The organism is Gottfriedia sp. NPDC056225, from assembly GCF_042267765.1.
In the GTDB taxonomy this organism is placed as follows: domain Bacteria; phylum Bacillota; class Bacilli; order Bacillales; family Bacillaceae_G; genus Gottfriedia.
On sequence record NZ_JBHJTJ010000011.1, the window covers coordinates 93,158 to 114,118 of the forward strand.

Annotated in this window: 24 protein-coding genes; 4 read left to right on the forward strand and 20 right to left on the reverse strand. The window is 33.7% G+C overall.

All coding sequences use genetic code 11. The features are described from left to right. Positions 1–259: 259 nt before the first annotated feature. The gene (locus ACFCYN_RS10095) at positions 260–604 is read right to left on the reverse strand and encodes a 2Fe-2S iron-sulfur cluster-binding protein (protein ID WP_172445764.1); all 345 of its coding nucleotides are present in this window, start codon (positions 602–604) and stop codon (positions 260–262) included. Positions 605–785: 181 nt separating this feature from the next. Between ACFCYN_RS10095 and ACFCYN_RS10100 the strand changes: the two genes are divergently transcribed. Further along, positions 786–1,595 carry an aspartate dehydrogenase gene (locus ACFCYN_RS10100; protein WP_375949086.1) on the forward strand — a complete coding sequence of 270 codons (810 nt, stop codon included), beginning with the start codon at positions 786–788 and terminating at the stop codon, positions 1,593–1,595. A 169-nt stretch (positions 1,596–1,764) separates the two neighbouring features. Here ACFCYN_RS10100 and ACFCYN_RS10105 read toward each other — a convergent pair whose 3' ends face one another. The 7 genes from ACFCYN_RS10105 to ACFCYN_RS10135 all read right to left on the reverse strand — a co-directional run bounded on the left by ACFCYN_RS10105 (position 1,765) and on the right by ACFCYN_RS10135 (position 8,454). Beyond that, positions 1,765–2,433, reverse strand: coding sequence for a GntR family transcriptional regulator (locus ACFCYN_RS10105; protein WP_172445765.1), 669 nt, complete (start codon positions 2,431–2,433; stop codon positions 1,765–1,767). Positions 2,434–2,778: 345 nt separating this feature from the next. Beyond that, complete coding sequence (locus ACFCYN_RS10110; RefSeq protein WP_098117092.1) at positions 2,779–3,258, reverse strand: GlcG/HbpS family heme-binding protein; 480 nt, start codon at positions 3,256–3,258, stop codon at positions 2,779–2,781. A 13-nt stretch (positions 3,259–3,271) separates the two neighbouring features. Continuing rightward, complete coding sequence (locus ACFCYN_RS10115) at positions 3,272–4,744, reverse strand: aldehyde dehydrogenase family protein (RefSeq protein ID WP_375949089.1); 1,473 nt, start codon at positions 4,742–4,744, stop codon at positions 3,272–3,274. Positions 4,745–4,803: 59 nt separating this feature from the next. Continuing rightward, a complete protein-coding gene (locus ACFCYN_RS10120) occupies positions 4,804–5,532 on the reverse strand; it encodes an iron-containing redox enzyme family protein (protein WP_098117090.1) in 729 nt (242 codons plus the stop codon). 220 nt (positions 5,533–5,752) lie between these two features. Beyond that, a complete protein-coding gene (locus ACFCYN_RS10125) occupies positions 5,753–7,207 on the reverse strand; it encodes a hypothetical protein (RefSeq protein WP_098117089.1) in 1,455 nt (484 codons plus the stop codon). Positions 7,208–7,234: 27 nt separating this feature from the next. Further along, a complete protein-coding gene (locus ACFCYN_RS10130; protein ID WP_098117088.1) occupies positions 7,235–8,005 on the reverse strand; it encodes a creatininase family protein in 771 nt (256 codons plus the stop codon). Positions 8,006–8,121: 116 nt separating this feature from the next. Further along, complete coding sequence (locus tag ACFCYN_RS10135; protein WP_375949092.1) at positions 8,122–8,454, reverse strand: 2Fe-2S iron-sulfur cluster-binding protein; 333 nt, start codon at positions 8,452–8,454, stop codon at positions 8,122–8,124. Positions 8,455–8,734: 280 nt separating this feature from the next. On the opposite strand from ACFCYN_RS10135, the gene ACFCYN_RS10140 reads away from it, so the two are divergent. Beyond that, a complete protein-coding gene (locus ACFCYN_RS10140) occupies positions 8,735–9,070 on the forward strand; it encodes a hypothetical protein (RefSeq protein ID WP_098117086.1) in 336 nt (111 codons plus the stop codon). A gap of 295 nt (positions 9,071–9,365) precedes the next feature. On the opposite strand, the gene ACFCYN_RS10145 is transcribed toward ACFCYN_RS10140, so the two are convergent. Beyond that, the gene (locus ACFCYN_RS10145; protein WP_375949095.1) at positions 9,366–10,742 is read right to left on the reverse strand and encodes a hypothetical protein; all 1,377 of its coding nucleotides are present in this window, start codon (positions 10,740–10,742) and stop codon (positions 9,366–9,368) included. 389 nt (positions 10,743–11,131) lie between these two features. On the opposite strand from ACFCYN_RS10145, the gene ACFCYN_RS10150 reads away from it, so the two are divergent. After that, positions 11,132–11,287, forward strand: a complete 156-nt coding sequence (locus ACFCYN_RS10150; protein ID WP_172445771.1) for a DUF1540 domain-containing protein — start codon at positions 11,132–11,134, stop codon at positions 11,285–11,287. A 157-nt stretch (positions 11,288–11,444) separates the two neighbouring features. Here the strand turns inward: ACFCYN_RS10150 and ACFCYN_RS10155 are convergent, their stop codons facing one another. The 11 genes from ACFCYN_RS10155 to ACFCYN_RS10205 all read right to left on the reverse strand — a co-directional run bounded on the left by ACFCYN_RS10155 (position 11,445) and on the right by ACFCYN_RS10205 (position 20,358). Beyond that, positions 11,445–11,771, reverse strand: a complete 327-nt coding sequence (locus ACFCYN_RS10155; protein WP_172445772.1) for an antibiotic biosynthesis monooxygenase family protein — start codon at positions 11,769–11,771, stop codon at positions 11,445–11,447. A 107-nt stretch (positions 11,772–11,878) separates the two neighbouring features. After that, a complete protein-coding gene (locus ACFCYN_RS10160; RefSeq protein ID WP_172445773.1) occupies positions 11,879–12,016 on the reverse strand; it encodes a hypothetical protein in 138 nt (45 codons plus the stop codon). Positions 12,017–12,128: 112 nt separating this feature from the next. Next, positions 12,129–13,289 (reverse strand): MFS transporter, encoded by a 1,161-nt coding sequence (locus ACFCYN_RS10165; protein WP_375949098.1) that lies wholly within the window; start codon positions 13,287–13,289, stop codon positions 12,129–12,131. A gap of 412 nt (positions 13,290–13,701) precedes the next feature. Next, a complete protein-coding gene (locus tag ACFCYN_RS10170; RefSeq protein WP_172445775.1) occupies positions 13,702–14,073 on the reverse strand; it encodes an ArsR/SmtB family transcription factor in 372 nt (123 codons plus the stop codon). Then, entirely contained in the window at positions 14,073–14,498 is a 426-nt protein-coding gene (locus ACFCYN_RS10175; RefSeq protein ID WP_375949100.1) for an SRPBCC family protein, read from the reverse strand. Before ACFCYN_RS10175 ends, ACFCYN_RS10170 begins: the two co-directional genes overlap by 1 nt. A 110-nt stretch (positions 14,499–14,608) precedes the next feature. Continuing rightward, complete coding sequence (locus tag ACFCYN_RS10180) at positions 14,609–15,094, reverse strand: GNAT family N-acetyltransferase (protein ID WP_375949102.1); 486 nt, start codon at positions 15,092–15,094, stop codon at positions 14,609–14,611. A gap of 93 nt (positions 15,095–15,187) precedes the next feature. Next, positions 15,188–15,478 (reverse strand): hypothetical protein, encoded by a 291-nt coding sequence (locus tag ACFCYN_RS10185; RefSeq protein ID WP_098117078.1) that lies wholly within the window; start codon positions 15,476–15,478, stop codon positions 15,188–15,190. A gap of 185 nt (positions 15,479–15,663) precedes the next feature. Beyond that, positions 15,664–16,860 (reverse strand): CapA family protein, encoded by a 1,197-nt coding sequence (locus ACFCYN_RS10190; RefSeq protein ID WP_375949104.1) that lies wholly within the window; start codon positions 16,858–16,860, stop codon positions 15,664–15,666. Positions 16,861–17,090: 230 nt separating this feature from the next. Then, positions 17,091–18,128 (reverse strand): hypothetical protein, encoded by a 1,038-nt coding sequence (locus ACFCYN_RS10195; RefSeq protein WP_375949106.1) that lies wholly within the window; start codon positions 18,126–18,128, stop codon positions 17,091–17,093. An 89-nt stretch (positions 18,129–18,217) separates the two neighbouring features. Beyond that, a complete protein-coding gene (locus ACFCYN_RS10200; protein ID WP_375949108.1) occupies positions 18,218–19,672 on the reverse strand; it encodes a sensor histidine kinase in 1,455 nt (484 codons plus the stop codon). Further along, the gene (locus ACFCYN_RS10205) at positions 19,669–20,358 is read right to left on the reverse strand and encodes a response regulator transcription factor (RefSeq protein WP_375949110.1); all 690 of its coding nucleotides are present in this window, start codon (positions 20,356–20,358) and stop codon (positions 19,669–19,671) included. Before ACFCYN_RS10205 ends, ACFCYN_RS10200 begins: the two co-directional genes overlap by 4 nt. 266 nt (positions 20,359–20,624) lie before the next feature. Between ACFCYN_RS10205 and ACFCYN_RS10210 the strand changes: the two genes are divergently transcribed. Further along, the gene (locus ACFCYN_RS10210) at positions 20,625–20,951 is read left to right on the forward strand and encodes a hypothetical protein (protein ID WP_375949112.1); all 327 of its coding nucleotides are present in this window, start codon (positions 20,625–20,627) and stop codon (positions 20,949–20,951) included. Positions 20,952–20,961: the final 10 nt, after the last annotated feature.

Genomic DNA, 20,961 nt, shown 5'->3' on the forward strand with positions numbered 1-20,961 from the left:
AAATCCATCCCTTTAGATTATCTTTCGTTTAATTTGCAATAAGACAAGAGCATGTTTTACATTTGCCGCATGGTATCTTTTTATTTGGCTTGGATTGATTGACCATGCTCACTAAAAGCGAAGTCTCCATATTGCAAAAAGAGCATGTTTTACCAGTTGGAGCTTTTTGGATTTGAGGCATTTCCACTAACTTTAAGGCTTCTTTCATATGTTTATCGCATACTAACAACATATAAATCACTCCCGCTCCTAAAATAGATTATGGTGTAGTTGTTACTTTCTTTTTCGGATGATCTAATTTTCGTTTCTTCACTTTTTCTGTTACTTCTTTATCCCAGGAAATCGTTACATCTTCGTCATTGATGAAAGCTTGACAACCTAAACGATACCCTTTACTCAACCATTCTTCCCCAAGCTTTCGTCGCTCTTGTACTTTTATATGATCAACAGTACCCTCTTCAATTTTACAGACGCAGGATCCACAAACACCTCCACCGCATCGATTTGGTAATTCCCCATCAAAACGAAGAGACATACGTAAAATATTGGAGTTTTCCGGTACTTCTAATACTTTTCCACTAGTAGCAAAATTCAGTTTCGGCATAATATAAATCCTCCCCTTTACCTCTTTGGTATACAATATACCATATTTACAATTTTCTGACAATATTTAAATTGCATATATTTAGCTATTTTTCTTAATTTATATTAGTCTATTTGTTTTTGTATTCCGGTTTGATATAATATTTTGTATACCAAATATATCTGAATTTTCAAAAAGAGGGGTGATTGCTTTGCTTAAAATTGGACTAATAGGTTATGGAGCGATTGGACAGGATATCGTCAAATATATAAACGAAGGAAAAGCCGGTGACGTCATGTTAAATGCAGTACTCGTACGAAGAAAAGATAAATATGCATCTCGAATTAGCCATTTATTTTTTGAGAACGAAGAAGCTTTTTTCGAATTAGGATTGGATGTTATTATTGAAGCTGCGGGTCATGAAGCTGTCTACAAATATGGAAAAAGGGCTCTATCTTCTAATAGTGATTTTGTTATTGCTTCTGTGGGCGCACTAGCAGATGATACACTTCTAGCTGAACTGCAAACCGCTGCAAAGCTTAATAACAGCAGGATCATGATCCCTTCTGCCGCAATTGCCGGTTTGGATCGTGTAGCTGCTTCAATGTTACAGAGTGTTGACGAAGTGAAACTTGTAACTAGAAAACCACCAAGTGCTTGGCGAGGGACTATTGCAGAAGACAAGGTAGACTTAGATACTGTAAAAGAGCCACTTTGCATATACAGTGGTGTTGCTAGAGAATCTTCTAAGCTTTTTCCAGAGAGCACAAATGTTTCAGCTGCACTAAGTCTTGCAGGTGTAGGATTTGAAAAAACAAAAGTGGAAGTATATGTTGATCCGACTATTACCCGAAATACACACCAAATCATCGTAAAAGGCTATTTTGGTGAGATGGAAGTGAAGGTACAAAATATTCCTTCTGCTACTAATCCAAAGACTGGCTATATTGTAGCAATGAGTATTTGTAATGCATTAAAAAGTAGAACTTCCTCTATAGTAATTGGAGTATAATATTTTTCCCTTTTACTGTATGTGTAATTAGTAACTAACTTTCTACGTTAATAACAAAAAGCCACTATTAGTATAGACATATAAAAAGTCTAACTATTAGCGGCTTTTATTTTAGAAAAAATCAATTTGGACATAAAACCGATAGGATCATAATCTTAATCAACTACATTTATGTCGTTTTCTCTTTTCTTTTTTCTATGTAGTTCATGTAAGCACGTCTAGAATTTTCAATATGAATTTTTGTTAAATACTCCGACATTTCTACTTCTTTATTTCGTACTGCTTTCATGATTTCAATATGTTCCCTTAATGATTCCTTACGTCTTCCAGGTGCTTCGTACCCCATGTTGGCAGACATATGGATATAATCTGTTAAGCCAGATAAAATTTCAAATAGCTTCGGACTTTTTGCTGCTTTGTATAGTAAAAGATTCATTTCAATATGTTCGTTTTCAAAGTTTTCATCCGAGTGTTCTTCTATATATAGAAGCGCTTCGATTTTTTGATCGAATTCTTGTTGAATTTCGTCCGTCATTTTTTGCGCAGCCAACTTTGCTGCTAGCACTTCTAATGAAGATAAAATCGTAAACACTTCCATGATGTCTTCATCGGAAATATTCGAAACGATGACTCCTTTACGCGGAACCGTTTTCACAAACCCTTGTGATTCTAAACGGAATAAAGCTTCTCTAATAGGTGTACGGCTAATGTTCAGCTTTACAGCTAGTTCCCGTTCAATTAAGCGATCACCTGGCTTATAATGCCCTTCTAAAATCAATTCTTTTAAATATCTATACGCATGTTCTCGGATTGAAAGAAAATTCGTTTCCATTTCCATTCAAATCACCTGCCTCTCATTTCTTGCCTATTTTAAAATAGTGTAACACCATTTCTTCAAAAGTAAATTGATATTTCTATTATAATATCTTTTATTGGAGTAATCGAGCAGAAGGGAGAAATACCTACCTTAAAACCTTTTGCACAATTTTAGCCTTGCTTAACATTCGTAGTTCATTTATCACATTCTAACATCTGTTCCCTCTAACCATCTAAGTAATTTGTCTTATAATTAACTACTTATGTATCTTCCAATTAAGAACTTTACTCCCATTTATTATATTATGAAAATGTTTGTATACCAAAAAAGGCGATGTAGGGACAACACCTAACCGCCTCTAAACTATTATTTTTTTATGTCTGCATCCGTAATGACTTCATAACCATCATTTGAAAGTAGCTCTTGTAAAGCTTGCAAAGCTGCAGTACCTACAGCTGTATCCTGCGCTCCATTTCCGCCACTAATCCCCACACCACCAATAACTTCTCCGTTAACTACGATTGGAAAACCTCCAACAAAAATAGCAAATTTTCCATTTAACATATGTTGTATGCCAAATGCCTCATTTCCTGGAAGAGCTGGTCCATTAGGCTCTGTATTAAATAAATGAGTCGAACGCTTGTGTCCTGCTGCGGTATATGCTTTAGCAATCGCAATTTCTGGACCAGTAATACGAGCACCATTCATGCGTTCAAGCGCAATAACATATCCTCCATCATCTACAATTGCAATCGTTTCTGGTACGTTAATTTCTTCTGATTTTTTCTTTGCAGCCTCAATCATTACTTTTGCTTCTTCTAGTTCTATTTTCAATATTGTCTTCATTAAAAATGCCTCCTTAATAACCGATATAAACTGTTTTTATTTGAGTAAAGAATTCAAGTCCGACTCTGCCTGACTCACGGAAAGTAGAAGTACTAGATCGTTTTACTCCACCAAATGGAGCATTCATTAAATTACCAGTTGTTGTACGATTTACTTTGACAGTCCCCGCCTGAACATCTTTCGTAAATTGATGAGCCAGTTTCAAATTATTTGTAACAATCGAAGCGGATAGTCCATATTCAACATCGTTAGCAATTGAAACGGCTTCTTCATAGCTTTCAACTTCAATCACGGCTACTACTGGTCCGAAAATCTCTTCTTTCGCAATTCGCATATCCGGCTTTACATTCGTGAATATTGCTGGTTCGATATAGTAGCCATTTTCGTAATTTCCATACGAAAGTTGTTGACCGCCGTATTCAAGTAACGCTCCCTCACCTTTTCCAATTTCAATATATTTCAGAACATTTTTTAACTGCTTTTCATTTGCAAGCGGTCCAATAATGACACTTTCATCAAATCCGTCACCGATTCTTAAAGCGCTTGTTTTTTCTACTAATTTCTGAACAAATTGCTCTTTTACTTCTTTCATAACAATGACACGACTAGTACCCGTACATGCCTGACCAGTAAGATGAAAACCTCCATTCACTGCCAGATTCACTGCTAAGTCTACATCTGCGTCATCCATTACAATTAGTGGGTTTTTTCCACCAAGCTCCATTTGTGTTCTTGTCGTAAAGGATGTGTTTTTATGAATATGCTCCCCAGCACTAGTAGATCCCGTAAAAGTAACTCCACGAATAGCTGGATGTTTAACTAAAATATCCCCGATATCAGACGAACTTCCAGTAACAAAATTGATTACTCCCTTTGGAATACCAGCTTCGTGTAGCGCTTCGACGAGTCGAAAAGCAATTAAAGGTGTATCAGAGGAGGGCTTGAAAACGACCGTATTTCCGCTAATCAATGCAGGAGCAATTTTTCTAGATGGTATAGATAATGGGAAGTTCCAAGGCGTAATAACTGAAATAACTCCAAGAGGTTCACGTTCAGTTGTAACCCTCATACTCGGATCATCGTTGGGGAATGTTTCTCCCGTAAAGCTTTGTCCTTCAATTGCATAATAACGAAGCGTCTCTGCCGAACGGAGTACCTCCTGTTTAGCTGCACTTATAATTTTCCCTTCTTCGCGTGTTAACTCGCCTGCTAGTTGATCGACTCTTTGTTCGAGAATAGCTGCCGCCTTATTTAAAATAGCTGCACGTTTAGAAGGAGGAGTTTGTGCCCATTCAGGAAATGCTTTACTTGCTGCTTCAATGGCTTGGTTAACGTCTTGCTCTGCTGATGCTTGAAATATGCCAACAATCTCTTCCTTATTTGCCGGGTTAATGCTTTGGAATGTTTTATTATTTGAAGACTCGATCCACTCTCCACATATGTAATTTTTAAAAGTTTCCAGTTTAGTAGTTAACAAATCTATCATCCTTTCTGAACAAGATGGCAGTTCCCTAGTCGGAAACTGCCATTTTAGTTTTCTACTTATTATGCTTGTACTAGAGCGCCAAGATCTTTCTCAAGATATTCTCTCCATAAGCCATCCATATACATGCGGCGCATTTTTGCACCAGTACGAACTACTTCTAAGCAGCGTTGTTGTAACTCAGGAGTATCAGCATGATCAAGTACGATTTTATATCCGCGCTCTCCATGAATTTCATCTGATACGATGTGTAAGTCGAAGAATTCAATCTCTTCATCTGTAAAGTTGTACTTCTCACGTAGAGCTGGAGTTTGCTTGCGATAAATGTCAGGAACTTGAGACTCAAGTCCTACCACTAATGCTGCAGTTGCAACTACGAAGTTTTCACGCGCTGCTACTGCAAAGCACCAGCTTTGTAAGCCTAATGTTGTTGCAGCCATGTTATTAGGATCTAATACTCGCTCACGAGTTGTTCCACAAGCTTCAGCAAATCGGATTAATAAGTCTGTATGACGATCGCCAGCGATCTCTTCTTCATACATATTTTGTAAAGTGAAATCTTTAGCGTCTTCAAATTTTGGTAAGTTTGGAGTGTTATGGTAGATATAAGCTAAGTAATCTGCAAAAGGTCCAACATAATGGTAATGGTTTTCAGCCCAGCGAGCGAAGTGGCTACGCTCTAATTTTCCTTCAGCCCATGCTACAGTAAAAGGTGCCTTTTGGCTATGGTTCCCTTTAATTGCTTCCTCTAACTCCTTACGAAACTCATCTTTAGATAATAATCTAGTCATTCCAAACTCCTCCTTCAATATGTTTATGTAGTTTAATAGATTAGGTAAAAAATCGAAGTATACCAAACCACTAAATATACCGATAAAAACTACTAAATTTGAGTATTTATTTGTATTTTGTATTTGGTATACCAACTAACCTTATAGTAACCCATTCATTTTTGTTTGTAAATACATTTTTACTAAATTTTCTAATTTTTCTAAAATTTAAAGAAATGCTCTACCATATAACCAGAGCGACAATGGTAGAGACTATTAATCCTGCAGTAACAGGAAGTAGGTTTTTCCTAGCTAACTCTAAAACGTTTACGCCACAAAAACTTGCAACCGCTACCAATGAAGACCATGCAATTAATGTACCGCCACCTGTCCAAACAGATCCCATTTGTCCGATCGCACCTAACGTACCTGCATCCATTCCTACACCTGGGGCCAATGCACCTGATAAAGCTCCGACTAATGGTAATCCAGAAAATCCTGATCCTTCTAACCCTGTAATTGCGCCAGTAATTAATAGACCAAATGATGTTAATACCGAATTATGTGGAATAATTGATTGGCCAGCTTGCACTAAATCAACTAAGAAAGCCGGCTTTGCCACATTTTCTCCTAAAGAAAAAATTGTACCACTAAAGTCCGAACTTCCTAAAAAGAAGAACGCTGCAATCGGAATAACTGGTCCCATTGCACGAAACGCAAATACGAATCCTTCTGTAATATGCTCACTAATTTTATCAAGAGCTTGTAAACGACGGAACGCTACACATGTTACAACCAACAGCATCGTTGCAACACCACCTATAAATGCTGCCCCGTCTCCTCCTTCAAAACCACCCATTTTACTATTACCAAGCTTCGTTGAAAACATGAATATAATAACTGCTAGTAGTGAAAGTGGGACTATAACTGCAAAGATTTTCCCCCATTTTTCACGCTCTCTAGTATCTACCGTGCTTTCTGTTGCAGCAGCGATTTCATTTGCAGAAGAATTTTTGTCTATAAGTGACTGTAGATGTTGCAATGATGCTTCACCTTTCATTTTACCGATAGATTTTCGTTCAGTTAAATACGTAATCGCGATCGCAACTCCTCCTGTAATTAGAGAAAGAACTAACACTTTCCCTGATACAGCAGATGTTGGAATACCAGCAGATTTAGCAGTAAGCATTGGTGCGATCTGCATAATATAGTCTGAAGATAGTGCCATACCTTGTCCTGCAATCGAGACAACCATAGCACAAGCAATTGGCGACAAACCAGCACGAATAGCCGCAGGTACTAATAATGTACAAATAAGCGGTACGGCAGGAGTAGGCCAGAAGAATAAGGAAATAACGTATGTTACAACTAGTAAAACAGCAAAAGCGATATGCCCGTTTTTCATCACCTTTTGCATCGGAGCAATCATTCTTTCATCTGCACCTGTATCTTTTAAGGAATGTAATAAAGCCACCATAAAAGTGATGATCAAAAAGATGGTAAAAAGTTCTTTCGCTGCTACAAGGTTTGCATTGAACAACGCTTGAAATCCACCAACAACAGATCCCTTATAAGCGATGGAAACAAGAAAGGTCCCAATGATGGTAGGAAGTACAACCCCTTTTCGAAACAACATTGTCACAATTACAACAAGTGTCATGATACCATAAAGCCAGTGAGCAACAGTTAAATCCATAAACTCCACCCTCTCATTTATAGGTACTTACAACTTACATTCTTCTTCTAGATGTAATAGCTTTTGAAGTTCGAGTGAAAGATTTTCAAGTGCTTCTTCTACGATTTTTTCCCCTATTTCGTAACTTGCTTTCGTTGCATCCCCAATGCAACCATTAGTCGTCATTTCTTCATATCGATAAAATCCTTGAATTGCTTTACCAGGTCGTAGCTGTTTCCACCTACCCTCGCTAGTGATACTTCCTTTTGTAATTTTATTTGGTCTAATTAAGTGAGGAGCCAAGTAAAGTGCCTCTGACACTTCTCGTTCACAGCTGTGCCCGAATAACGGCGAGTGAATAGATTCTGAGATTGAAAGTTTGGCAGATGCAGTCGTTTTAGCATAATAAATCTCTGCATCTAGCTCATCCGACAACATAGTGCAGGCAACATTTAATGTTGACTGATTGCCACCGTGTGAGTTTAATAATAAAAATTTCTCAATTCCATGATGTTTAAGAGATATGATCATATCTTTTAAAATTGCTATAAGCGTAGTCGGTTGTAAAGATATAGTTCCTGGAAAATTCAAATGATGATGTGAAACTCCCATATTAACAGTCGGTGTTACGATTACATGAGGATGCATTTTTTCTGCTAGTTTATTAGCCATTTTCTCAGCAAGTACAGCATCACAGCTTTCAACCATGTGCGGGCCATGCTGTTCGTGTGCACCAACTGGAATAATTGCAAGTTTTACAGTATGTAACGCATCCTTTACTTCTTCCCAAGTCATCTCAGTTAACAAGAATGCTTTCATATTTTCACCTCCTTTCACGGTAAGTGTATCCGCTTACAAATATTTCTACTTTAGTTCATGTGAATTTAATTTCAGATTAGCGAGGTATATTGTATACCTAAATGATGCAAAAAAAATTATTGGGCATTAACTGGTTTTGCAACTTTCGGTATTGGGGCAACTATATGTTCCTGTGAAATGACAATATCGTCTTTGATCGTTAGCTGACAGCATAAACGCATGCCTTCTTCAACTTTTTCTCCTAACATTTTCTGCTCTTTCCAGTTTGGCGGATCAAGCTTCTCTGCTCCTTCTAACACTCTGCATGCGCATTTTGTACATTTACCCATCCCGCACCCATATTTCAGTTTTGGGAATTGACGGATGCCTGCCAACACTACTAGATTCGCGTTATCACGCACTTCTTGCTCAATGATTTCTCCTTCAACATGCAAGCGTACTTTTGGCATTTGTATCCCTCCAATTTAATTTTCTTAAAATTTCAAAAATTTACTCTGATTATAATTCGAATTTTTTATAATGTAAACACTATTATTCATTTGGAAATCATTAACATTAAAAGCATTGTATTTTCGATCTTCATTTTTTTCAAAGCATTCGTCTTTTTTATTAAAAATTCAGAAAATTATATTGCTTAATATTTTTTTATGTATTACACTGTGAATAGAAATTTGGTATACAAAATACCTAATGCTCAATACTACATAATTAGATGAGGAGTGTGCAAAGATGGGTAAGTATATTGTATTAACGAATAAAGACACGTTTCAAACGATTGTAGATAACGAGGGATTAAAAGCAATCGAAACATACCATTTCTACTTTTTTGAAGAACTAAAAGCGAAATACACCATTGCTGAAGTATTAGACGACAATATTAAAATTAAACTTTACGAAAAGTATGAAGGAAAAGAATATGTGAATGATATTCGCGTAAAGTTCTTTGAGACGTTTGATACAATCGAAGCGGCACATGAAGAGTTATACGAAATTGTTAAAGCCCAAGGTAACAGTGAAGACTCTCAGCATTCAAAATTAGTTAAATCGGACGTATTATCTGTATAGATTACTTAGAAATAGCACTGCTACAGTGCTATTTTTAAATTTAAAAAATATATTAGATCTGCACTTACTGATTTCCTCAGGCAACTGAAAACAGTCTATTTTGCCCATCTATTTCTATATTCGAATACTATTCAACAGATAAATAAAGAAAACCCACCTTTTTATGGGGTGTAGTTACCTATACCTAAAATCGGAAACTACGTCTATTTTTCTTCAACATTCCCAATTTATCCTTTCATAATAGGTAAAATAAAAAGACAACTACTAACTGTTGTCCTTTGTCAGTTCTATTCTTCTAAAAAAGCCACTCTAAACCACATAAATAAAGCATAATCATAATTAAATAACTAATTGTATAAGGAATATTCCAATTCGATACTTTAAACGAACTCTCTTTCACGATACTCGACATTAATCCGATCGTAGCGTTGTATGGTCCTACTAAAAATGCTGAAATGGCCCCTGCTAGTAATGAAACAGTTAATATATACGGTGAAATACCTAAACTTTGTGGGTCTAGCGCTTCTGCCATTAATGTCAAAGTTACCGCAGGGTGAAGCCCCGTAAAAGCAAATGCTAATGGAATTAATGGTAAAAGAATTAAAAATACTTCTGGGCCTACTATATCCTTAAAATGAGTAACCGCTATATTTACTGTTTCACTTATATTCGTACCTTTGACTACCGAAATAAAAAAGCCAGCTGACAAAAATATAAAAAATTGGTCTTTCATTTTAAAGGAGTAGGAATGAAAATACTCTTTTAAATTATGTAAAAATGCACTTTGCTGCTTAATGAGAAGAGACCAACTAAATGCAAACGGAATAACTAGAATCGAAACGATAATAACAAATGAATAGGCAAAAAGATGTTCAGCAAATGAAATGATCAGATTAAAAATCAGGATTGCTATGAAAATATGAAATACTTTTCCTTGAGTAGCTACTCCTTCTAGTGAAGCTGCAGTTTCATCTGGTATTAAATTATTTCTAAGTCCCTTCGTAACACTTTTTCGTGAATTTCTTGAAGCTAATATCCAATCTAACGCGACCCCCAACATACTTAAAGGCAACACGTACGGTAGAATTGATACCCAACTTACCCCGGTTACCCCTATTACAATCCCAACGATTGGTGTAATTGGCGCCCAAAGTAGTGGCATTGCAAATCCATGAGTGATCGCTCTACTCATAAAACGTTCTTCTTTTTTAATAGAAAAAAGACTTAAAGATGGTTGAATGGAATAATATGTCATCGGTAAGGTTGCTAGATTCATAAACATACTTAAAAAATAAGAAATTCCCGATGTCATAATATACAACTGTCCGGATGTTTTTACTTTCTTCTGTATAATCGCTTGAATTCCATTCGCATAACCTCCCAGTCTGACCGGAAAACCTAATATAGGAATTAGTGCAAATAAAGTTAGCAAATCTAGCATTGGTCCAAATGACAGGATATAGTCTTTTAAACTAGCATGATTTCTCCAAAGTAGAATGAACCCAATTAGTAAAAAAATACTTCCAATTGTTCTAACGAGTGACTTAACCATAAACATTGTATATAGAACAATAAAAATACATAAACAAGAGATATAAATTTGCAAATCCCATTGAAATAAAGAGGATAATAAATAGAAAAAGATTACTAAAGCAAACATATACTTCAACACGTTCCAACATCCTCTCCTTACATTTGGTATACCATAATTAAATATTCAGTATATTTTATAAGAAATTATACCATAAATAGTTAGTTTTGGTATACAATTTTATCTTTTATCATTTTTATGATGATAAAGATAAAATTGCGGATTTAGTTAGAACTCAAAAAAGTATGGGCTTTTACAGAGTTAGTATATTCAATTTCAAATATGTTTAATCAAAATCAAGAAACCTAAAAGTAATAGATAAAGTAAAAACCTTATCTAATTAATCGATAAGGTTTTACCTTGCCTTATAAAGATTTACACCTTGTATTAATTTACATTAAAAAAAGCGATTCAAATATGTATCAATCCTCTTATTAATGTTAATGATAAAATTAAGGAGGTGTCTTACTATGGCAAAAGATGTGCTTTGTGAAGTTGATAATTGTAAATATTGGGCTTCTGGAAACAAATGTAGTGCAGATTCTATTTATGTTGTAAGTCATAAAGGGAAACAAGCTGCAAACAATGCTGAAACAGATTGCAAAACATTTGATCCAGGATTATAAACAATTAAGGGTAACCTATTTAGGAGGTTGCCCTTTCTTATTTATAGTATTGATAATAACTATCATTTTCATTCAAATTTATTCCAATTATTTTATTTTTTTACATCTGAGCCTTCTCACCGTTATAAACTCCTGTATTATTGACGGCGATAATATTTTACATTTCAAAAAAATTATCTCTTTCAACTTTACACACTCTTAACGCGAATGATTCATACCAGTCTTTTTTTCCACGTTCTTGTGCAACTTTATGAACCGCATGCTCTTTCCATGTTTTAATAGCGTCCAATGATTCCCAATACGAAACAGTTATACCCATTTCATCATCTCGAGCACTCTCCACTCCTAAAAATCCTTGTTGGCTTGAAGCTAATTCAACCATTTTTTCGGACATCTTACTGTAACCATTATCTCCTTCAGTTCTATTAGAACAAAAGATTACCGCATAATAAGGCGGATTTGGCGTTTTTGCAAATGATCCCATTGATAACCTCTCCTTTTTTTATTAATCATATTTGATTAAGGAGCTATTTAACATAGGTTTAAAAAAAATAAAATAAAAAAGCGATACAATGTATCGCTTAAAAAGTATCACTCAAATAAATAAGGATTTCCACTTATACTTTTTCTCATATCCTCTGTAACTTGAAAATCTTCTTGTTCGAAATTTTGCTCAAATGTTTCTTCATTCATTCCGCTGCCATCATAATGCATTGGTTTATTTTCCATACTTTCACCTTCTAATTCATATTAGTTTTATGTCACTATTATAGTGTCCAATTCTGAAAAATAAATGACAAAAAAACGATGCAATAAAAATCACATCGTTTATATTTACATATTAATTTGTACTTGCTTTCACTTTATTTGTTTGAACAAAAGAGTAAATTGCAGAAAATAAAGCAAAAATAACGATAATACCACCGACTAATGCATTCATTGTTACATGATACTGAGTAATTAGAATACCACCTAAACTTGAACCTAAAGCAATTCCTGTATGTGAAAAAGAGTTGTTTAATCCAACTTGTATATCTGCTGACTCTTTAGCTACTTTCGCAAGGCTATTTTGAACTGCTGGACTAATAGACCATGATACTGTACCCCATATGATAACAATAATAAATAAACTAATGATTGAACTCGGTGCGAATGTTAGAGTTAAAATCGAAATAGCCAATAACCCTAAATTAAATACGATCGTTTTACTTCCACCAAATTTATCAGTAGACCAACCACCTAACCATCCGCCTAAAATTCCTGCCATACCAAATACTAATAAAACAATACTAATCATGTTAGTAGATAATCCCATCGTTTTAATTAAATATGGAGTAAAGTAAGTGTAGATTGTAAAGTGTCCTGTTAACTGTAAAAATGAAATAAGTTGGATCGATAAAATACTTTTATTTTTAAGTGTCGCTACTTGCTTAATCAATGGGATCGTAGGCTGACCTTCAACTTTTGGTAAAAATTTATATATCCCTAACATAGACAGTAAACTTAATAAACCTACCAAAACAAATGTCATTCTCCAACCAAAATTTTCTCCAATTACTGTACCTAATGGAACACCAAAAACTAAAGAAGAACTGATTCCCATAAAAATAACTCCAATTGCCCTACCTCTAATTTCAGAAGAAACAATATTTGCTGCAGTCGTTATTGAAACAACGATTACGACTGAGCAGCTTGCTGCAAGAATTATACGTGCAATCAATAAAACAGCAAAATTTGGACTAACAATAGAAACAATATTTCCAAAGAAGAATACGGTTAATGCGATTAGCAGTAATTTTTTACGCTCCATTTTTGAAGTAATCGCGATAAAAACAGGAGCACCAAATGCAAAGACTACCGAGAAAATTGAAACCAATTGACCAACGGCCCCAACCGATACATGTAAATCCCCAGCAATCATTGACAGTAAACCGGTAATAATAAACTCAACAGTTCCCGCTACAAATGTTGCAATAGCTAATATATATATTCCTTTATGCATTATAAAACCCCTTAAATATGAACCACATAATATTTTTTGTCACATTATTTCATTATATAGATATAATTAAAAATGTCTATGTAAAAAAACGAACCTGGTTACGGTTCGTTTTAAAGTTGTTATACATATTCTTACCGATTAATAATCAAATTTTTGTAAAGGTTGGCTCCTGAGTTTGATTTCTACTACAGGGTGATCCCTTTATGAGTTAGATTTTTTCTTCTTTTTGCTGTCTTACTTACTCATGAGCCTTCCATGAATAACACTTTTGCTTCTTTTTGCTGTTTTACTTACTCATGAACCCCTTATGAGTTAAGAATCTTCATACTCCCTCTCTTTTTAACTCATAAACTCCGTATGCTCCTCACAAAAAAAAGAGTGTCCCAATAGAATTTCGGGACACCGTCATGATTTAATCTTCAATATGGTCTTTTTTCGCTTTAACTATTTGTATGCTTTGGTCTTCATTATTTTCAACAAGATGTTGTAGGATGGATAATTTATTTGCCCAAAATTGTTCGTAATAGGATAACCATTGTTTGATTTCTAAAAATGCTTCTGGCTGAAGTTTGTATCTTCTTTCTCTGCCAACTTTTCTTCCACTTATTAGTTCAGCTTCTGAAAGAATATGGAGATGTTTTGCAATTGCTGTTCGACTCATTGGAAAATTACTTGATATTTCAGAGATAGGTAGTTCATTATTTGCTAATAATTTAAGTACTTCTCTTCTCGTAGGATCCGCTATCGCTTGAAAAACGTCATATTTTTGTGCAGAACTGGACACTAGTTTTCAACAACCTTTTTAAGTTTTTGAACTATACCTGTCCAACCACCATTCATATTGTCGCGGACAATAGCACTTTTTTGATTTGGTTTTGGAAGAATTTCATCTGCTGTTTTCCAGCCACTATGAATTAAAGTAAATTCTGTTTGTTCACCTAAATCTTTTAAAATAAATGATACTACCCATCCGTCAACATCCCAAGAAAATGATACTAGATTTGGTTCATCAATTTCTAATACTTTACAAGGAGATGCACCGAATGGTCCTTGCAAATGAAATTCATACCCAACTATTGGTTGAAAATCATTCGGCATAAACCAGGCTGCAATACCTTCAGAAGTTGATACTATCTGCCATACTTTTTGAATAGGTGCATTGTATATTAGTGTTTGTTTAATATCTTCTACTTGGTTTTGTACTCCCATATAGACCCTTCTTTCACATTAAATATAAAACCTTTTAGTTATATTTCAAATTATATACAACCATTTGGTTTCATGTCAATCACATTTTATACCCATATTTTTCTCTTTAGCTAACTAATTTTATTCCCTCTTCTAACCATCGTTATGAATTTTGCACGCTCAGTATGAAACTCATTTTCTTTTGTGAAGCTAAAATTTTCATATAGTCGAATTGCTCTTGAATTAAACTTTGCAACTGTTAATCTAAACGCGGAATGATTTGTTGAATCCTCGATATCTCCAAGAATAAATTTGAAAAATTGACTTCCAAACCCTTTCCCTGTTAAATCTGGTCTAACACCTATTCCGATATCAATCAATTTTTCGTTATATACATCAAACTCGTTTCCTTTTGGAACATGAGCTGCCTGTCCAGTGCAATAAAAACCTACTAGGTTCTCATTTTGGTCAATTATTACTTTATATTGATTGTTTAACAATTCATCTAATTCTTCTTTTCCCGACTTAATATTATAAAAATCGTATGGTGGTACATATCTCCAATTAACAATTTCAATTGCATAAGAAGCTGTCATTTCTCTAATAGATAACTGCATAATTTCCCCTCACTTTTTCAATTTGACCCATACAAATAAAAAGCATTACCCCATAAATTGGAGTAATGCTATACACTAATAGAGCATTTTTTATTATGAAACTGCTCTATGTCTTACAAAAAAGAATACACCGATATTCACTAAAAATATTCCTAAAAATGCTGCTAATAATAACTGAACGCCTGAAATTACACTCGCACTATCAGTAGCATGAAGTAACCACCAAATACTCGCAAATCCTAAGATGAAGAGATTAATATTAAATGCAATCGACATTGTAGCTAGTACATTTTTTGTTTTTCTTTGCATTTTAACCTCTAACCAGACTGATAAAATCAAGGAAACGAAAATAAAACCAAGGAACGCAATAAACTTTACATCCATTCTTATTCCTCCTAAATTTTATTTGGCAATTAACTCTATTAGGTTATTCTTTTGATTCGATATAAAAAAGGATTTTCCTTTCAAAAATAACAGTATTACAGTAAATAAGGACTAATACCCATAACTATTGCACTAACCATTAGAATTGGATTAAAGAAATTAACTAAACCCAATTTCCAATCTAATTATTTTTCATATTTAGTCCAATTTGATCCTTTGATTTTATTTGAAAGATAAATAATTTTTTTCTTAACTCTTTGTGCTTCTGATCCTTTTAAATATAATGGTTGATAATTATTTCGACTAGTTACCGAGGAAATAGAAAATGGCACAACTTTGATTTCCTTTTGATTAGAGAGTACTCCATTAGTTAAATGAAATGTTTGTTGGAAAACAAATGTATCTTTATCTTTTGGATTTTTATTTCCACCAAACATAAAGTTTCCTAAACTATAGACGATAAATTTTCCTTTGTATTCTTCTATCCCTTGGACGACGTGCGGGTGGTGTCCAACAATTAGATTTGCTCCGTGGTCAATCGAATAATGTGCTAAATCCTTTTGAATACTATTTGGTACATAATCGCGTTCGATTCCCCAATGGAAATGAATAATGATGATTTTCACGCCATTTTTTCGTAAGTTTTGAATATCATTATTAATTTTAACTCTTAAATCAGGTGAATCATTCCACCCTTCATATCCGAGTGCAGCTACTTTCACACCTTTAATTGTGGTTACATATTCATTGTCATAACCAAAATAACCAATTTTTTGCTTCTTTAAAGTGTTTATTGTATCTTCATAGCCTTTTTGTAAATAATCATGAATATGGTTGTTAGCTAGATTAACCGCTTCAATACCACTTAGATTTAAAATTTTCGCATAAGCCGGTTTACCTTTAAAGCGAAACGTTTTTGATGCTCTTTTAGTAGCATTTGTAAATGTCGTTTCTAAATTAACAGTCGATAAATCATCTTGTTTAAATATATTATTTAAGCCTTTTGTAAAATACGCTAATCCATTTTTATTAGCTTCTGCTGGAAAAGAGTTTACATATTGAAAGTTCACATCTGATCCAAGCGTAAAGTCACCAGCTGCACTAATTTTAATCGTCGTTTCGACGTTTTGAGGTTTTGTTGTATTGTGATTTTCAGGCTTTTGAACAGGAGGTTTGATCTCCGGCTTTTTTATCGTTTTTGGAGCATTGCCTACGCTACTTTTATGATCGCTTTTTACTAAATTGTTTTCTTCTACATAAATTTTCTCATAAACATAATAGCTAAACACTGATATACATCCAAATAGTGCCAGCACCATAATCCAAACAATTACTTTGTAACTTTTTCTTTTCTCGGTGTTCTTAACCTTTCTACTCCTCATATGATTTTATTTCTCCTTTATATATATTTGCTAGAATTATAGGGAAAAAGTTCAGCTACTTGTTCGAACAAATATCTTGCCTATTTCTACGACCATTGAACGAATTTTTTAATAAAATGAAACTATGGAGATTTTTCTTCACAGTTGCCAATCTATACTTCCTTAATGTGTAAAAAAAGAGAAAGTGAGTAAAATCTCTCACTTTCTATAGAAGAAACTTTTGTCAATTCTTAGTTTTTCAAAGTTAATACATATGCTACAAACACATTTTTGTTATTTTTCATCATTACTTTAGAAACTAATAGTTCATTGCCTGTTGGACTCCAAGTAATTGGTCCTGCGATCTCATCTAAATCAGTCGATAATTGTGTTATCTTTCTAGATTTGACATCGATTACAAATAATCCTCTTTCTCCTTTATCTTCCGAAATAACGGAAAAAGCTAGCGTTTTAGAATTGGGGGACCAACCTGAACCAAAAATTTGCGTCCCCTTAGCTAATGAGGCAGTTTTTCGACCCTTTTCATCCGTAATAAATAACTCTCTTTTTGTCGGTGTAATTTTTCTAACAATCGCGTATTGCTTTTGATCAGGTGCTGGAATCACCCACTCGACATTTTGTTCACCATATTTTTTTCTAATTTCATTAACCTGATCTAAGCTCGGATTGATTTCTTTCACATGTCCAGTTAGATCAGCTGAATACATCTGACCAGATAAAGTTGAATAAATGATTGTATTATTATCGATCCATCGGCCTTCTGTTGCAAATGCAAAGATTGTATCTGGTTCTGACACTTTAACCTTTTCAGTTCCTTCAGAACTTATAATATAACCAGTTCCAGTATTTCCATCCTCTGTTTGTTTATAGAAAATATGCTTTTTATCAGGCGAAATGACAGCACCAACTTGATCGTGCTCCTCACTGACTAATGCTTTCGATTTATTCGTTTTTAAATCATAAGAATACAAGTTAATATGATAAGTATAATCACCATTATCTGTCATCACGTTTTTTGGTAAACTTGTATTTTTTTGCTCGGTTAAAATCGTATGATCATCTAACCAATCCGTCCCCCGAACACCTTCATATCGATCGATTTTTTCAAGAGCCAATTCATTTGTTACAACTTCTTCATTTCCAGTTAATACGGTAATCTTTTTATGCTTTTTTTCGATTACGATATTGTCATTTTGACTTTGACAACCAGATATCAATAATATTGAACAAACAAGAAATATCACTTTAACCATAATCTTATTGAACACCACATCACTCCCCTACGCCCAGTACTAACTATATGATAAGTTTAGGATGTTTCAATTTTTAACAAATCATGTTTCCAACTTGTAAATTTTTATTTTACGATAGGAAATTTAATGATAAAATTTGATCCGCTACCTTCAATTGATTCGACTTGAATCGTACCGCTTTGCTTTTCAATTAAATCTTTCGTTAATGCAAGTCCTAGCCCAGAACCTCCAAATTGTCGCGAACGATCCTTATTTACAGTAAAAAATGGTTCAAATATTTTATCGACTGCTACTTTAGAAATTCCAATACCCGTATCAGTTACATTAATAATTAACTGGTTATTTTCTACGATATTTGAAACACTTATTTCACCATTCGGTTTATTATACTTAATTGCGTTGTCTAGTAAGTTCATCATAATTAATGTAAAGCTTTCCTTATCTATTAAAATCGTTGCATGTTCAAAATTTGTATGAATCGCTAATCCAAACTTTGTCATTTTCCCCTTCATTCTTGAACAGATATCTTCTAAAAGAGACTTTATATCGACTGCTTCTTTCTCAATTTCAAAGTCATATTTCTCAAGTTCAGCTAATTTTAAAATTTTTTCTACCATATCGTAAAGGCGAAGTGATTCCTTTCCGATATTACTGATCGCTTCTTCTAATAATTTCGGATCATCTGAATACATGTCTAATAAGTCAATATAAGCCCTTATAACTGTCAGAGGCGTTTTAAATTCATGTGTAATTGAGCCTATAAATTGTTTTTGTTGTTTTTCTAAGATTTTCAGTTTTTCCACTGCAAGTTGAAGATTATCTTTTTCTTGCTTGATTCCTTTTATATTATGTTGAATTTCATTACTCATATAGAAAATGGCTTGACTTAAATAGCCTAATTCATCTTTTCGACTTAAAATTGATCGTTCTGGATAGTTTCCTAATTTAATTTCCTCTGTTACTTTTCTAAGTTTTAAAATACTCATAACGAGCGAATTAAAAAAGAAATATCCAATAATAAAACTAAGAATAGTAGTAACTAAACCAATTTTAATAAAGAGATTAATTGTATTATCATAAAACTTCTGATTATTTATTAATGAATAATCGAATTGAACAACTCCGATTTGTTTATTCGCATTATAAATAGGTGCAAAGTATGATAATGTATCGCCTTTTTCCTGATATGCAATTTTACCTTTTAAGGCATAGCTCAATGTATCTCCTATATCAGTAGATTCTAATGGAAGAGAATCACCTACAACTTTTCCTGACATATTAAAAATCGTGACATGAAGACTACTAATAATTCCAATCTGTCTAGCGATTTCCCGACCATATTGTTTAAAAAATTCTTGAGGGTTATCTAATGTTTGACTTAAATAAACCTGCTTTACATACACGTTTGCTAGCTTACTTTGCCTAGCCAGTGTTTCTTCCGTTTGTTTTTGCTGATTTTGTTTGATTCCTTGAAGTACTAAAATACTTAATACAATGACAGTTCCTACTAATAATGCGGCTAAAAATAAGCTCGACTTAACTTTTATACTTAATTTCATTTCGTTTCACTAGATATTTTATATCCAACCCCAAAAACAGTTTGAACGATATGTTGGTATGAATTCCCTAGCTTTTTTCGTAAGCGTTGGATATGAATATCGACAGTTCTTGTACCACCGATATACTCAATCCCCCATACTAAATCTAATAATTCATCTCGACTATAAATTCGATCAATATTAGAAATTAATAATACAAGTAAGTCAAATTCCTTAGGGGTTAATTCAATATTTGTGCCATCAATGACAACTTTTCTTTGCGACGGAATGACTTGAAGCTTATTAATTGAAATCGTTTTATTTTCATCAGGAGATGATTGCTTTTTTAATCTTCGAAGTAGTGATCTAGTTCTAGCTATTAATTCTCTAATATCAAATGGTTTTGTTATATAATCGTCTGCTCCAAACTCTAATCCTAAAACACGATCAATAATATCGTCTTTAGCTGTAAGTAAAATAATGCCAAGTCCATCTTTATTACCAATTTGTTTACATAAATCCAAACCATTCATTACAGGCATCATAATATCCGAGATTAGAATATCCGGATTAAAAGTCGAGATTTTTTCTAGTGCTTCTTTTCCATTAAATGCGCTTTCTACATCATATCCTTCTCTACGAAATGCATATGTTAATGGATCTACGATACTTTTTTCATCATCTACAATTAATACTTTCCCTTGCAATTACCTCACCTAAATTCATAATTTATGTTTTTCTCACTTTTATTGAAATTTTACTTTTGGCTTTTTCTATTTCCTTAGGAAAAATTATAGATGTCTCGTTACCGAATTACTAAACGTTTTTTATTTATATACAAAAAATTTACAACTTGGAAACATCTCATTCTCATTTTTTCATATGTGTTCGGTTCAATTATTAGTTTGGACAATATTCTAGTCCTTTATCTTGTTTCATACATTATGTAATGAATAAAATTGGGAGGGATTTCATGGATCATATTCGAAATATGCAAGAGAAATGTAATAAATATAAATTCTGCCATGTAGTATTTCAAACTGCTGAAAGAGCTTTATTAGAAGGAGTTTTATTAGATCATGACTCAAATAGCGCGAACTTACTCGTCCTAGAGGACCTTGCTGCTCCTAAAATCGCGTTTTTTGAAGTAAGACAAAGCGGTGGTGAAACTTTTAGTCCAAGATATCGAAAGTATAAAAAAGTTAATATACCGTTAGCATCAGTTTCAGCAATATACTTATTTCCATATTACTACCCTAGTTATCCGTATGTTTATCAAAGAAATTATCATCCACAATAGTAAAAAGCAT